Here is a 14,352-nt window from a genome sequence, read left to right on the forward strand (position 1 = left end):
GCCCGCCGGGCCGCGCCACCGCTTGCTCAGCCGTCGTCCGTCTCGGCCAGCAAACGCGTCATGCTTCGCACGTACTGGTGAAGGTCGGGCAGGCGTGCCAGGTTCTCGACGACGAGGCGGTCGTCGACGTCGGCGTAGTCGTGCACCAACACGTTGCGGAACCCGACCGCGCGGGCCATCGAGGTGGCGAGGACGTCATCGATGACGCCGGCGCCGGCCAGGAGACGGAACACGTCGGCGTTGGACGCCGGCACGCCAAGCCCATCGGCGGCCGCCACATGCTGCGCCGCGTCGATACCGGCCTCGATCGCGGTCTGGAACGTGTACTCGAGGTGGCCGAGCCGCACGTCGTCGGTCAGCAGGTCGTCCGCGTCCTGCTGCGCGTACTCCTCGAGCACACGCAGCCGCGCCGTCACCCGTCCGAGGACGGCGAGCTGTCGGTCGGCGTCAACATGGGCACGCACGAAGTCGTCACGGTAACGCTGGCGCCTAAAGGCCTCGTCGAGGTGCCGCTTGCGCGTGTCTGCCTGCCACCGGACGCGCGCGGCCGGATCGTCGTCGAGGATAACCAGACCGGTCAGCGCGATCCGGCCTGCCAAGCCCTCGGGTGTGCGTCGCAGATCGACCAGATCGACGTCGTCCGGAAGCTCGCCGCGCAGCGCCCAGTCATCGATGGCTTCGTCGGCCCACACGACCAGGTCGAGGTCCGAATCCTCCCCCGCCGTGCCCTCGGCGCGGCTCCCGAACACGAAGGCGAAGCGCATGCCGTGGCGCCGCAGGACTGCCTGCAGTCGGTCGGGCTCGACCGGAAGCTCCATCGCCGCCAGGGTACTGCCGGGCGGCGTCGGTTCCGCCGAGCCGCTCCGACTCCTCGTGTCCGGGCCGGGGCCGGACTCGCGGCCGCAGATCACGCGGCTGCGTCGAGGGTGGTCGTGTCGTCCGTCGACGGACCACACCGGCTCGCGCGACCACGCCTCGGGGCGACGGCCGCGGCGCACGCGTGTGTGAGCAGCCGGCAGGAGAACCGGCCGACGGCGGGGAATCACCTGCCGGAAACTGCTGCCGGACCGGGAGATCCGCCGTGCGCCACCGTCGGCCCACGCTCGCCCTCGCCGCGCTGACCGCGGGGCTGACGGCGTTGGTGCCGCTCGGGGACACGACGGCGCAGGCTGTCGAGGACCCGTTCGCCCCGGGCACCCGTGCCGCCGCCGAGGCCGCCGCCGGCCGGGCGTGGTCGCCGCCCGCGGCGCACCAACCGCCTGGCGTGCCCACCGACCGCTACGCGCTGGCGGGCGGCTGCTACGCGCTGCAGTCAGTCGCGACCGGCGGCTGGGTCGTGCGCGACGACGACGGTTACGCGGCCACGGCCCGTCGGCACCGCGACGCCGAGCGGTTCCACCTGCAGGCGACCGACCTCGGCCGCTACCTGCTGTACGGCAGCGACACCCACCTCGTGGCCATCGCCGACGGGCTGGTCGGCGAGCTGGCCTCGGACCTGCCGGACACGCCCGTCGGCGGCCAGCTCGGTGGCCTGTCGCTGGGCATCACCGACGAGGTGGCGCGCGAGCTCGCGTCCGGGCCGCTCAGCACGCTGACGGGCCGCGGACGGGCGGTCGTCGCCGCGGCCTCGGCCGACGTGCTCGCCGACTGGGAGCTGCAGGCGTCCGGCCGCCCGGGCCGCTTCCACCTCGCGTCGGTGCCGCTGCCGGACCTGCACCTCGTGGTCGCCAACGATGGTCGTGTCGGGCTGGCCGAGGCCGCCGCGGCGGACGGCGCGGACACGGTCGCGTTCCGGCGGGTGGACGGCTGCGCGGGCTGGCCGGAGGTGGAGCTCGGCGTCGAGGGTCCGTACGTGCACGCGCCGACCCCGACCGGCGCCACACGCGGCCATCTCGACGCGCACCTGCACGGCATGGCGTTTGAGTTCCTGGGCGGCCGGGCCCGCTGCGGCCGTCCGTGGCATCCGTACGGCGTCGAGGCGGCGCTGCGCGGCTGCCCTGAGCACGACCTGCTGGGCGGGCGCACCCACGTGCTGGAGACGTTCCTGTCCGGGCGCGACCCCGTCGCCGGCCACGACACGACGGGGTGGCCGACGTTCGTGGACTGGCCGGCCCACGACTCGCTGACCTACGAGCAGACCTACCACCGGTGGCTGGAGCGGGCCTGGCGCGGCGGGCTGCGGCTGTACGTCAACCTGCTGGTCGACAACAACCAGCTGTGCAATGTGCACCCCTACAAGCACAACAGCTGCAACGAGATGGACGGCGTGCGGCTGCAGGCCCAACGGCTGCGCGAGTTCGAGCGCTACGTCGACGCGCAGCACGGCGGTCCCGGCCGCGGCTGGCTGCGGATCGTCAGGGACCCGTTCGAGGCCAGGCGCGTGATCAACGAGGGCCGTCTCGCGGTCGTCATGGGCATCGAGGTGTCACGGCTGTTCGACTGTGGGACCGTGCGCGGCGTGGCGCGGTGCACCACCGACGAGATCGACGCACGGCTGGCCGAGGTCCACGACCTGGGCGTCCGGCAGATGGAGCTGGTCAACAAGTTCGACAACGCCTTCTCGGGCGTCGCCGGCGACAGCGGCCAGACCGGACTGCTGGTCAACGCCGCCAACGTGCTCGAGACCGGCAGCTTCTGGCGAATGGGCGCCTGCCCGGACCACGAGCACGTACACGAGGGCCCGCGCGGCGGCGACGACGACTACCGCGGCCACGACCGCACCCAGCCCAACCTCGGTGACGGCGCCGGCGTGCCCGACGAGTTGGTCGGCCGCGACGCGCTGGCGGGTGCGCTGCTCCAGGCGGCCGGCACGAGCGGAGTCGCACCGGTCTACGGGCCCGGCCCGCACTGCAACGAGCTCGGCCTGACCGACCTCGGCGAGCACCTGCTGCACCGCATGATGGAACGCGGGATGCTGTTCGACCCCGATCACATGAGTGTTCGCGCTCGTCACGAGGCGATGCTGGTCATGGAGGAGGCCGACTACTCCGGGGTCGTTTCGAGCCACAGCTGGGCCGATGACGACTTCTACCGCCGCATCCTCGCGTTGGGTGGCGTGGTAACGCCGATGGCGGGCGGCTCGAGCGGGTTCGTGGACGCGTGGCGTGACCTGCGCGGCTGGGCCGACCCGCGGTTCGGGTTCGGCCTCGGGTACGGCAGCGACATCAACGGCTTCGCCACCCAGGGCGGCCCGCGCGGCGGCGAGGATCCGGTCATCTACCCGTTCGAGGGGTTCGGCGGGGTCAGCATCGACCGGCAGATCAGCGGCCAGCGGATGTTCGACGTCAACGTGGACGGCGTCGCCCACTACGGGCTGTACCCGGACTGGATCGAGGACCTACGCCGCCAAGCCGGCGAGGACATCGTCGCCGACCTCGAACGCGGCCCGGAGACCTACCTGCAGACGTGGGAGCGGGCGCTGGGGGGCACACCGAACGCCTGCCGTGCGGACGTGGCCGGCCTCGACGACCGTGCCAGGGCAGGCGTCCGTGGCGGGCAGCCGGCCGAGCAGGTGCTGCTGACACTGGGGCAGCCGGCGGTCCGCGGCCACGACGCCTGGACCTACTGCATCGATGGCGGCCGCCGCGCGACGGTCGGATTCGGGTCCGACGGTCGCGTGACGGACGTCGAGGTGGTCGCGTCGGACGGCGCCGCGCTGCCGGGCGAGGGTGCCGATGCTCCGCCGGCCGTCGGTGGCGAAGGTGCGGGGCCCGGCGCGGGCGGCGACGGAGGTGCCGGCGCGGGTGACGGCGGCTCAGCGGCCGGTTCGGCGGTCGAGTCCGCGGGCGGCACGGAGCCAGTGGCCGACGTCGCGTTCGATGAGCACGACCACGTCCACGTCGCTACCGAGCTCGCCTCGGCCCCCGCCGGCGCTACGTCAGGCCGGCACCCGGCGCCGATGATCGTGCTGGCACTCGGCCTTGCCGGTGTGGGCATCCACGCGCTGAAGGACCGCCACCGTGCCGGGACGCCGTAGCGGGCCATGCTCGTCGACCACCGCCGTAGGAGTGCCGGTCACGATTCGGCCAGCGGCCGGGTGCGACGGCACGTCGGGAAGGTCACACAGCCGAGGAAGGCTCGCCGTCGCGTCTGCGGGTGCGCACGACCATGTCGGCACCGCAGCCACACGACGGATCCTTCTCCGCGTGCACGCCGCTGACGGTGAGCGGGTCTTGAGGTTGTGCCCCCGACGGCCCCGACATCCAGGAAGACTGCAGTCCCGGCGCCACTCGGCCAGCCCTACCCGAGCCTGATCGATGGAGCGACAGAATCGACGGCGGCACGCAGCCGCCTCCCGGTGTCGAAGAACCAGTCGATGTACTCATCATGCAGGTCGCCGTTGGTCACATCGCCGTCTCCGTAATCGGCGACCCGGCACGCACGCTTCCCGGGCAGGTCCTCCCAGGAGAGCGACCCACCGTAGACCTCCTCGAGCATTGTCCGGTGCGTTGCGAGCTGCTCGAACAACGACCGGTTCAGCTCCTCATCGCCGAAATCGATGTAGAGCTCCGTCCGGAGCTTGCCGCCAGCTGCGAAGCTCGCGGAGTAGTAGGAGCCACCCTTGAAGGGACACGCCATCGAGAACCAGTTGGCGATCTGAGGCTTGGTTGCATTCGTCCAACCTGGGAACTCGACCTTGACACGATCGAGGAAGCGGGTCCAGAACTCTCGATACAGGGGCGCCTTCCCAGCCTGTTGGGCCGTCGACTTCGTTGCTGCCGTGACCTGTGCGTGCCAATCGTTCGGTTGTGCTCGCAGCTTGATCAGCGGAGCCGGCGCGGACGACCCGATCCTGACCACCGAGATCTCGACGCCGAAGAACCGTGTGTCCTCCCCGCCGAGGTTGTTGAGGAAATCCAGTGCCTGGCGATGCTCCTCTCTGAACGTCGGCGCCACCCAGACGACGGTGCGTGCGTCCGTACCGGCCGCGTACGTGACCAGCTGACCTAGGTGCCCGTGATCGGTGGCCGTCAGTTGGTTCTCCACGATGAGCACGCAGTTGTTCGTCAGGTCGCGGCCGACGAGGTCGAGGTTGAAGCCGCCGACCGGATGCTCCGCTGCGCTCAGCTCGATGTCGATCCCGAGTGCGTCGGCTAGCACATCCGCGTTCTCGAGCAGCCACGGCGTGAAATCGTGAGCCTCGTGTTGCCAGACGTCGCGGGGATCGATTTGCTGCAGACGACCTAGTTCGAGCATCTTCGGTTCTTTCTCCGGTACGTGCGCTTCGAATCTAGGCCAAGGAGCTCACGGGTAGAAGGTGACTCCGAGGCGGGCGGAAGCTCGGCGTGCTCGTTCGGCAGTTCTGCAGCCGCGTCGCTGTCGCCCTCCGCGACAATGGCGTCGATCGCCTGCTGCGCCGGCCAGTCGAGCTCCAATCGGCTCGCAGCGTCCTCCATCCGTGCTAACCAGTCCCTTGCGTTAGCTCCTGCGACGATCCGTGTGCGCCCGCGCTTCTGAGGTCGATCACCGAGGCGCTTCACGATGCCTGGCCCCCACACCACGAGCAAGGGGATGACCTCCCGGGCCACCCCACGAGACGCCAGTTCGTCGCGGAGACGCTTCGCCTGACGGTCGGTCTGCCCAGCCGCGCCACGTAGAAATCGCTCGACATCGGAGCGCGCGGTCCACTTGCTCTCGATCGCGTACACGCGACCGGGGCCCACCGCGACGTGGTCGACGTCACCGACCCCGGTAAGGGGCACGTGGTGGTAGACGGCCCAACGCCGTGGTTGCAGACGCCTCAGCTCAAGCGCGGTCCATTCCTCGGCATCGGCACCCATGGAGCGGTGAGCGACGCCGGTAGCAACGAAGAACAGCAGGGCGAAGAAGGGAAGCAGGCCGACCATCACTCCGACGTTGAAGCCGACGACGCTGGCGTTGGCACCGAGCGCACTGGTTCCGACGCCCGCCAGCGCCGTCAGGCACCCGTGGAAGCCGAGGAACCCAGCTATCCGGCCCCGGTTCGTCTTGGCCGCTTTCCATGCTTCCTCGCGAAGCATGCGGCGGACGTGTCGACCGGCACGCTTGGGCGACCGCGGATCTGCCCTGCGCATGAACTCCCCGTCGCTCTTTGGAGGCGCATCTCATCGCCGTTGGAGCCGGTGAACGCCGCCGCGCTCAGACGTCGGTCGACGGAATTGCGGGGCGGTCGCTCGCCTGCAGCGGAGCCGGTGTTGCTCCGCCTAGATGTCCGACCACGCTGGTTCCGCCCTGAAAGGCAGGACCAGACGTGAAAGCGGGGTCGAAGTCCGTGTTCTCGACGATCCAGCGGTGAACGCGGGGAATCACCCAGAAGCTGTAGACCCCCAGGGTGATCACGGTCAGCGCGAACCACTTGAGCCAGTGACCGAAGAGCCCCGTCCCGGTCCCGAGGAAGATCAGACGATGGCCGTTGACGTAGGTGTGCTTCGCGCGCCAGCGCTGCTGCAGCACGATCGCGAACGGCGTCGCGATCCCGAGCGTGCAGACGATTACGAGGAAGGCGAGGATGCCCGTCCCGAGGTAGGTGCCGGCCCCGCCGTCGAAGCGGAAGGTTGTCGAACGCCCCATGTGGTTTCTCCCGTGTTTCGGTGAGCGCGGTCGGCTGATGCGCCGCGAACGCAGATCCGCATTACCGCCCACGTCGGCCTTGGCCCCGCCCGGCAAAGCATTGGAGGCCGCTGCGTCGACAACTTCACCGAGCCTTCAGTCCGCTGGGTTAGCGCACGTGCTCGGCATGTGCTGACTCCCCGCCATCCCCGCCCCTTCGCCGAAGCGCGTCAGCTGGGAAGACGTCGCGCGGACGACGGCGAGCAACGACCTCTGCTCGACCAGCACGCGACATCGCACTGCCATCTCGAAGCCCCGAGTCAGGTTGGTGTCACGGGGTGGCTCCATGCAGCAGCGCGAGCGATGGGCGAACCGTGCCGATCCGCCATCCGGCCCGAATGGAACAGAGCAGGGGTCATCTCTCCGGCTGCCGACCGCGATCTCAGGCTTCCGGCGGATGCTCGAGCAAGGCCTCCAGGGCCCGGGTCAATCGCTGGATGCCCTCGTCGCCGTATTCCGTAATGGGGAGCCCTGGATGCTTGCGGAAGTCCGCGGCCAGAACCTCCTCCCGAACTGCGGCGAAGCCAGGCAGTTCGGTCAGGCGATCGAGCATCGCCTCCAGCGCTACTCGCGGTCGCTTCCGAGCCCAGCCGAAGGCGACACGCACCACGATGCCGCCCTCTGTGACCACGATCCGACATGGTTGGACCGCTCCCTCGGGTGCCTCGAAGACGAAGGTGCAGGCCGGCTTGTTCCCCTCGCCCCAGTAGAAGTAGCTCACCCGGGGCGCCGCCCAGTCGTAGAGCGTCTGGAGGAGTCGCCGCTCCTCGGCCGCCGCCCGCTCTTCCACCGCATCGAAGAAAGTGCTCTCGCTCCACCGATTGACGGAACTGCGTGCGGATTGCTTGCGGCGCGCCGACTCCTCGCCGAAGGTGTTGGGTGGGAGGATCTCAACTCCCTCCACCTTGGCATAGCGGAACTCGAGGACGATGACTTCGAGCGCGCTCGTCGTATGGGCATTGAGGTACTCGACCGCTCGCTTGAGATCCTCGGTGATCTCGTCCACGGCGAAGACCAGTCGGAAGACACCGTCGGTCAGGTTGGTCGCCAGACGCGCGCGGAAGTCGTCAGGTTCGAAGTTCTCTTCGCCGGCTACGGCACGCGCGAGCTCGGCCAGTGCCGATCCCGTCCGGCTTCGCACGACCGAGTCCAGCATGTCGTAGGACATCCCCCAGAGGCCGCCCGCATAGCCGAGCAGCTGGCCCACGACGGCGCGACGGATCTCCGGATTGCGGTTGAGCTTGGCCTCCACGAGCGTGATCGCACCATCGAGGTCGATCAACAAGACGTCGAGGTACCCCGCATTGGGAAGGGCGAACTCGCGCAACGCCACCACGGAAGCGGGAGCACCGACGAGCTCGGGCGACTCCACCACCAGGGCCTGGAGCTCGCCTTCGTTCTCGTACGTCGTCACGCCGGGGGGCTCCCAGACTCGCCCGGGTTCTGATGAGCACGTCTCCACCTTCCGTCCCATGATCGCACCGCGCACTCCGACGCGACCCTTCGCATGCATGGCCCCGCGAGAGGGTCGCCAGGGAGCCGAAGCTCGTCGACAGCGGGGCACGTCACCGTTGTCGTCCACACTTCGGGTCAGCGAAGCACGTGACGGCAGAACTCGTCGACGGCCGCGCGGTTGGGCGCCTCGTATATGTGGTTCACGTTCCACAGGCCGGAGCGGCGGATCGCGTCGCGGTTCGCGTGGTGGCCGAGCCACGTCTGGGACGGAGGATCGAGGGATTCTCGCCCGGCATCCGACAGCAGCGCGATGAGACCCGCCTCGATCACCCGACGATCGGCTCGCTCCGGCACGTCGAGCCACAGCACGGGCATTGCTCCGATGAACCGGCTGACGGCGCGTTCGAGCTCGGCCTCCTGGTTGCGGACTTCGCGGCTGGCATTCGAGCCACGCCCCCACGTCGGCGCGGCACCCGGCCAGCCGTCACGGGCGATCAGCGCAGTTCCGACGTGGAGCCGGAAGACGGAACCGCGATGATTGCCACCGCCGGGATTCGTGCCACCGACGGAGCCGCGGTGCTGTGCCAGTCGCGTCCAGAGCCGGGTCTTCGACGTCGCGGTCAGTGCGTGGGTCCCCACGCGCGTCACACGCGGCGTCACGCCGTCCTCCCGGTACTCCCCCGCCTCGAAGAATAGATACACGCCCTGGTCGGGCCATCCGGACCTTCCGGTTGCGTCTGCCAGCTGGCGGGCGCCGTCCAGGCGCGTACGAAGCTCGCCGATCGCGGCGTACAGCTCGTCCAGCGCTGCCCGGCGATCAAGGCTCATCGCACCCTCCGGAAGCGCACCCAGCTGGCCCGCTGGTCGACCGCCTCGACCTCGTAGCCGGCCGAGAGCCACGCGGCCGCCTGCGGACTGCGACCGTTGTTCCCCCACCACGCCCGGTGTTGATGGGCGGACGCCGGGAGGGGTGCCCCGAGGAGCTCTTCGATGTCTGCGAAGCGCAAGGTGCTGCTCCCGTCGCCGGTCGACTCGAGATGGGTGCGCAGGCCCGCGTAGCGCCTACCTCGTCGGCCAGGACCCGTCCGTCCAGCCTGGCGCGTTGCGCTCGCGCGCCGCTCTTCCCCAACGACCGGCAAGCGATACCAGGCCAGCTGCTCGATGAGGCCCAGGCCGCGCACCGGTAGCTCTACCTCTGCCCCTGCAGCCTCCAGTCCCTCGACGAGACCATGGTCGGTGTACGTCGCACCAGCGTGCACCTCGAAGGTGGTCCGGCTCAGATCGCCAACCTCTGTGCCAAGCGCCTCGACGACCCCCAGGGACCACCGGCGGCGCTCCACGACCGACACGTCGTTCAAGGTGTGGTCGTACGGCTCCAGCACTTGGTCGGGGTGCACGAGCCCGTGCAGCGCCGAGAGGACGAACCAGCGGTCGCAATGGCGTTCGGCCGCGGCACGGCGTCCCGAGAACAAGGGCGAGGTGTAGAGATCAGCGGCACTTGGCGCGCGGTTCAGCTTCGACTTGACGCACCCCACGAGTCCGACCCTCACGGTCACTCCTCCCCGTATGAACCTCGCTGCTCGGCCGCGAGGGATGCCGGCTGCAGAAGATCACGCAGCCGGTCCGGGTCGAGCGGCTCGACCTGCCCCGGCGCGGCCCACAACATCGTGCCTGCTGGCTGGTGGAGGTAAAGGCCACGCGCGCCGCCCGCAGTTCGATCGGGACGGCGCGGCCATGCCAACCGGGTCGACGCCTCCTGCAGCTGCTGATCGTCCCGCGTACCCGGCAGCAACCGCTGCCACCACCGTTCCACGTGACCGATCGCGGCCAGCGCAGCCCGCTTGTCGTTGTTGCAGCGGGCATGCGCAACCACGAGGTTGTCGAGCCGATCGTCGGGCCACCGAGCCCAGGGCAGGAAGTGGTCCACCTCCCAGGTCCCTCGCTCACCGCCGCAGTAGAAGCACGTGCCGTTCTGGAGGGCGAGCAGCGGCTCACGGACCGCGTGGAGTGACACCCGCTCGCTTCCGAACAGGAACGCTTCAAGTCGCAGCTCGTCGACGTGATCGGGATTGCGTCGCGCGACGTGGCGCAGCCATTCCCGCTCGACCACGGGTCGCGCCAGCCCCGCGATGGCGATGAGGTGCTGCCCTGCCCCGTCGACGAGGTGCAGCCGGTCGTCGAAGTCGTCGCGGTGGATCCGTCCAGCGGAGATGCCGTCGTCCCAGCGGACGTCGTAGATGAAGCGGTCCTCCACCGACGTGCCCGAAGCTCCGAACCGCTGCAGCAGCGGGATTGGGTAGCGGACGACGGTCGCGACCAACTCCCGCTCGAGTCGACCGACGGCGAGGGGATGAGTTGCTCGCGCGGCGTCGAGCGAGACGTGCTCCGCCAGCCCCAGCCCACGTCGCAGGTCCCCGATCTTGACCACCAGGTCGCGCTGTCGCGACTGGCGCAACGGTCCCGCCTCGGAGTAGGGACGCGCCTGGCGCCAGTACAGCTCGAAGACCCGACGCCCCAGGTCACGGCCATGGAGAGATCGAGGTGCGGCGCCATCGGCGGCGGTGCCTTCCACCGTCGCATCGAACAGGGCGATCAACAGCGCGTACTTGTACGACGTCGTGAAGCTGCCCGTGTCGAGCAGCGAGAGAAGCTTCTCCGCGAAGGCCAGTGACCCGTCGGTTGCCTGCGGCCGCGAACTGGGTTGGCGGGCCATCAGCGCACCGCCGTGGTCAGCTGTTGGATGCGACTCGCCAGGTCGGCGACCGAGGCCAGGATGTCCGCAGGCTGCCCCGACAGGTCCAGCCATGCCACGTGGAGCGAGCGCCCCAACTCCACGACCTCATGGTGTCCGGGTTCGCCCTCACCCGCGGCGTACACGAGGAGCCCCCTCTCGAGCCCGAGCGTGACGACGTAGGCGAGCAGCTGATACAGGTCGGCATGACGGCCATCACGGTCGCGCAGTGCCTTGTACTTCGCGTCGGCGACGAAGACGGGACGCTGTCCCTCGAGCCAGGTCAGGTCTGGCTTCATGGCGACCCGCCGATCGCGGTCGAGGTGGATCCGGCGCTCGTGGACGATCGACGTCCGCGGCATGGCCTCGACCAACGCGGTGAAGAGGAAATGCTCGAAGACGGCGTTCATGTCGACGAGGAACGACCCTGCTTCCCGGCGCGCGCCACCCAACTCGACGCTGGTCGTCGACAGCACCAGCTTCGAGAGCTCGACGGCCGTCCGGTAGTGGCGGTTGAGCCGTGTGAAGCGGATCGCTGGGAGCCGCCGCACGTCGTACGACGCGAACGGCACGTCATCGAGGTGCGCGAGAACGCCAGCCAGCCGGTCACGGATCGTTCGGCCTCGCAGCGGTAGTCGAGCAACGCGGACAGCGGCGGCATCGAGCAGGCGATTCTCCTCGATGTCGGTGGTGAACTCGTCGTACGTCACCTCGACGGGAGGCACGAGGCCGTGTCGCGTCCGAACTTGGTCACCGATGCGGATCCGGCCACGGACAGTCGGGAGCGCCTCCTCACGCCGCTGATAGCCCTGCAGGGGGCCGCGGCGGAGGGCCTGCTGGGCGCCGGAAAGCCACAGAAGCGCCATGGCCTCGACCAGGGTCGCTCGTTCGTCGAGTCCAACGCGCTGCTCGTGCCAGCGCACCGGATCGAGCGCATACGACACCAGGAAAAGCACCCGATCGAGCGGGATCTTCGGACGCAGATCCACCTGCAAGCCGTCGACGACCAGCGTGCCCACGGTGGACCCGGGGGTCAGGTCGTACGCGCCGCTCTGCCCGGGTGTGGGCCGGACGTCGACCCCGCCGAGCGTCGACAGAGCGTCACGCTGTGTCGTGGACAGCTCGACGCCCGGCTCGCGCCGGTACTCACGAAGCGTCAGACGCCGCATCGACCTCGCCTTCGACCGTCGCCCGGAGCGCCCGCGTCAGCTCATCGAGCCCGAATTCGTCAAGCCGCTCGGGCTCCCCGAAGAGCTGCTCCTCGAGGTACGGCAGGATGCTGTAGCGCCAGGCGATCCGGACCGACTCGTCGGTCAGACCCTCCTTGCGGAGGAAGTGGCTGGGACCGATGGCGGCATGCCGGTCACCGAGTCGCCGGTTCGCCTCGTCGACGAGGTCGGCCACCCAACTCATATGCGACGCGTTGTCGGCGATCCACCGCCGCAGCAGACCACTGACCGGCTCCTCGTCGGTCATGAACGGCACGAAGTAGAACCGCCGCCGCAGCGCCGCGTCGACCAGCGCGATGGAGCGGTCGGCGGTGTTCATGGTGCCGATGACGTAGAGGTTGTCGGGAAGGCGGAACGGTTCGCTGGAGTACTGGAGCGAGAGCTTGCTGCCGCGGTACTCGAGCAGGAAGTACAGCTCTCCGAACACCTTGGCCACGTTGCCGCGGTTGAGTTCGTCGATGATGAGCACGTGCGGCACGTCGGCGTGTTCGATAGCCCGTTTCGCCAGCCGCTTTAGCGGTCCGTCCACGAGCCGGAACCCGCCTCGCTCGGGGTCAGGCCGATAGCCCTCCACGAAGTCCTCGTACGAGTAGGACGGGTGGAACTGCACGATCTCGACGTGCCCGTCGGTGCCGGCCATTGCCTCCGCGAGGCGCTGGGCCACGTACGTCTTTCCCGTCCCGGGAGGCCCGTAGAAGATGACCTGCGGCTTCATCCCGAGCAGCTGCCTCACGTGCGGGAGGAACCGGTCACCGAGGTAGAGCCGCTCGGAGAGCGCGGCGAGGTCGCCCCGCGGCCGCGGGTCGTCGACGGGCGTCGTCGTCTCTTCGTCCCCCTCCTCGTCGATGGCTTCCCCGCGCCAGCGAGCGAACGCGCGTCGGTCGACGTCGTCCCACTCCTGCGGCGGGTCGTCGTTCACCAGCGTGTAGAGCAGCGATTGCGCATCGAGGCGGTCTCGTAGCTCCAGGCCTCGGGCTGCCGCCTCCTCTACGAAGCGGTCGAGGAAGGCGAGCGCCTGCTCGTAGACGCCCACCGGGTCGTCCGCGATCGGGGATGGCCCGTCGTCGGTGAGCTCGTACGCCTTGTGGTACGGGGTCATCTGATACGGCGGCAATTGCTCTGGATCCCCGGTGAACACGGCAAACGCGAGCACCCGTGCCCGCGAGTGCAGCCCTGGGACGATGTCGTCCGGGAGGAGTTCCAGGAAGCCGCGCGCCCGCGCTAGCGGCGGTTCGTCCGGGTCCGTCGCGGCCCGGAGAGCTTCCAGCGCTGCTTCCGGTGCTCGCTCCATCCAGTTGCGCAGGTGCACCTTGTTCATGGGCGGCAGCAGGTTGTTCTTGCTCGAGCGCAGCGCCGCCTTCAACTCCTCGACCCGGCCGGACTCGACCGCCAGCCTCATCCGCTCGGCGATCTCGAACTTGTAGTCGCGCTCCCACCCGTCGTAGTTCGGCAGCTTGTAAAACCGTGCCGCCCAGGTGATGGTGCGACCCCATGGCGTGGTGTCCGGCTGCCACTGGCTGACGAGCGCCGGCTGGTAGAAGTCCAGCTCCGGCCCGAACTCGGGCTCCAGGCCAGCGCGAATGTCGAGCAGCTGCCGGTCCTCGTCGTCCTGCTCCGTGGTGACCAGCTCAGCGAACCGCTTGACGATCTGCCGCTTCGCCTTCCCGACGATGACACGCTCGAACGTGTCGGGATGCACCAGGTGGAGCAGTGCATTGCGCATCAACAAGCCGCCGTGCGGTTCCACGGAGAGCGCGAAGCGCTTGAACTCCCAGGGATCCGCGAGGGTCCGCTGCCTCGCCTCTGCGGCGAGTGCCTTCCAGGCGCGCACGAACTCGGTGAGGAACCCGATCTGGGCGTGTCGCATCTGGTTGAAGCCCTGGCCGGGATGCACGAACCCGTCGGCCATGACCTCCCGGAGTTCGTCGGGGACCTCGGCCCCGTCGGCGTCCTTCTCAAGCAGGCGCTCGATCAGCTCGAGCTTCTTCGATCTCCCGACGGCGCGTTCGGACACGATCAGGAAGTGGACGAACACGAGCTCGGCCGCGAACTGCCAGCAGGCGGCCGTACCGCCAGCGAGCTGGTCCAGGAGGTTCGACTCGAACGACCCACCGTCCGGGCTCGGTGCCTGGACGTGCAGCTGATGGAACTCGTCGATCACGTCCGGAGCCCAGATCGACCGCTCCGGCGTGAACAAGGAGCTGTCCTGGCGCAGGGCGACCTCGACCCAGCGCTGGACCATGTCGTACACGCGGTCAGCTGCCTCGCTCTGAATCCTTGCCACCAAGCCCTCCGTCTCGCGTCCTCCGCAACCCTAGGTCGGTAGATCAGGAGAGCCCGGCAAGGTCC

11 protein-coding genes are annotated in these 14,352 nt (G+C 69.2%); 1 reads left to right on the forward strand and 10 read right to left on the reverse strand.

The genetic code is table 11. From position 1 onward, the window contains the following. Positions 1 to 26: 26 nt before the first annotated feature. Entirely contained in the window at positions 27 to 818 is a 792-nt protein-coding gene (locus ACERM0_RS11045; RefSeq protein WP_373678649.1) for a HepT-like ribonuclease domain-containing protein, read from the reverse strand. Between the two features lie 263 nt (positions 819 to 1,081). Between ACERM0_RS11045 and ACERM0_RS11050 the strand changes: the two genes are divergently transcribed. Next, positions 1,082 to 3,976: a hypothetical protein gene (locus ACERM0_RS11050; RefSeq protein WP_373678650.1), complete on the forward strand. Its 2,895-nt coding sequence runs from the start codon at positions 1,082 to 1,084 to the stop codon at positions 3,974 to 3,976. Positions 3,977 to 4,239: 263 nt separating this feature from the next. Here the strand turns inward: ACERM0_RS11050 and ACERM0_RS11055 are convergent, their stop codons facing one another. The 9 genes from ACERM0_RS11055 to ACERM0_RS11095 all read right to left on the reverse strand — a co-directional run bounded on the left by ACERM0_RS11055 (position 4,240) and on the right by ACERM0_RS11095 (position 14,287). Beyond that, on the reverse strand, positions 4,240 to 5,196 hold the full coding sequence (locus tag ACERM0_RS11055; RefSeq protein WP_373678651.1) for a DUF4268 domain-containing protein: 957 nt from the start codon (positions 5,194 to 5,196) through the stop codon (positions 4,240 to 4,242). Beyond that, a complete protein-coding gene (locus ACERM0_RS11060) occupies positions 5,184 to 5,999 on the reverse strand; it encodes a nuclease-related domain-containing protein (RefSeq protein ID WP_373678652.1) in 816 nt (271 codons plus the stop codon). The genes ACERM0_RS11055 and ACERM0_RS11060 overlap by 13 nt, the downstream gene beginning before the upstream one ends. 118 nt (positions 6,000 to 6,117) lie before the next feature. Next, positions 6,118 to 6,549 carry a DUF898 family protein gene (locus tag ACERM0_RS11065; protein WP_373678653.1) on the reverse strand — a complete coding sequence of 144 codons (432 nt, stop codon included), beginning with the start codon at positions 6,547 to 6,549 and terminating at the stop codon, positions 6,118 to 6,120. A 421-nt stretch (positions 6,550 to 6,970) separates the two neighbouring features. Continuing rightward, positions 6,971 to 8,002 (reverse strand): hypothetical protein, encoded by a 1,032-nt coding sequence (locus ACERM0_RS11070; RefSeq protein ID WP_373678654.1) that lies wholly within the window; start codon positions 8,000 to 8,002, stop codon positions 6,971 to 6,973. Positions 8,003 to 8,178: 176 nt separating this feature from the next. Further along, positions 8,179 to 8,871 carry a hypothetical protein gene (locus ACERM0_RS11075; protein ID WP_373678655.1) on the reverse strand — a complete coding sequence of 231 codons (693 nt, stop codon included), beginning with the start codon at positions 8,869 to 8,871 and terminating at the stop codon, positions 8,179 to 8,181. Next, a complete protein-coding gene (locus tag ACERM0_RS11080; RefSeq protein WP_373678656.1) occupies positions 8,868 to 9,593 on the reverse strand; it encodes a DUF6884 domain-containing protein in 726 nt (241 codons plus the stop codon). The genes ACERM0_RS11075 and ACERM0_RS11080 overlap by 4 nt, the downstream gene beginning before the upstream one ends. A gap of 2 nt (positions 9,594 to 9,595) precedes the next feature. Beyond that, entirely contained in the window at positions 9,596 to 10,756 is a 1,161-nt protein-coding gene (locus ACERM0_RS11085) for an HNH endonuclease (RefSeq protein ID WP_373678657.1), read from the reverse strand. Beyond that, complete coding sequence (locus tag ACERM0_RS11090) at positions 10,756 to 11,943, reverse strand: McrC family protein (protein ID WP_373678658.1); 1,188 nt, start codon at positions 11,941 to 11,943, stop codon at positions 10,756 to 10,758. Before ACERM0_RS11090 ends, ACERM0_RS11085 begins: the two co-directional genes overlap by 1 nt. After that, positions 11,921 to 14,287: an McrB family protein gene (locus tag ACERM0_RS11095; protein WP_373678659.1), complete on the reverse strand. Its 2,367-nt coding sequence runs from the start codon at positions 14,285 to 14,287 to the stop codon at positions 11,921 to 11,923. The genes ACERM0_RS11090 and ACERM0_RS11095 overlap by 23 nt, the downstream gene beginning before the upstream one ends. Positions 14,288 to 14,352 lie beyond the last annotated feature (65 nt).

Source organism: Egicoccus sp. AB-alg2 (genome assembly GCF_041821065.1).
Taxonomy (GTDB): domain Bacteria; phylum Actinomycetota; class Nitriliruptoria; order Nitriliruptorales; family Nitriliruptoraceae; genus Egicoccus.

What these genes read in the sequence shown, in the direction of transcription:
- ACERM0_RS11085 (WP_373678657.1), bottom strand. Translation starts at nt 10,756, where the DNA reads ATGGCCCGCCAACCCAGTTCGCGGCCGCAGGCAACCGACGGGTCACTG.
- ACERM0_RS11045 (WP_373678649.1), bottom strand. Translation starts at nt 818, where the DNA reads ATGGAGCTTCCGGTCGAGCCCGACCGACTGCAGGCAGTCCTGCGGCGC.
- ACERM0_RS11060 (WP_373678652.1), bottom strand. Translation starts at nt 5,999, where the DNA reads ATGCTTCGCGAGGAAGCATGGAAAGCGGCCAAGACGAACCGGGGCCGG.
- ACERM0_RS11075 (WP_373678655.1), bottom strand. Translation starts at nt 8,871, where the DNA reads ATGAGCCTTGATCGCCGGGCAGCGCTGGACGAGCTGTACGCCGCGATC.
- ACERM0_RS11065 (WP_373678653.1), bottom strand. Translation starts at nt 6,549, where the DNA reads ATGGGGCGTTCGACAACCTTCCGCTTCGACGGCGGGGCCGGCACCTAC.
- ACERM0_RS11090 (WP_373678658.1), bottom strand. Translation starts at nt 11,943, where the DNA reads ATGCGGCGTCTGACGCTTCGTGAGTACCGGCGCGAGCCGGGCGTCGAG.
- ACERM0_RS11055 (WP_373678651.1), bottom strand. Translation starts at nt 5,196, where the DNA reads ATGCTCGAACTAGGTCGTCTGCAGCAAATCGATCCCCGCGACGTCTGG.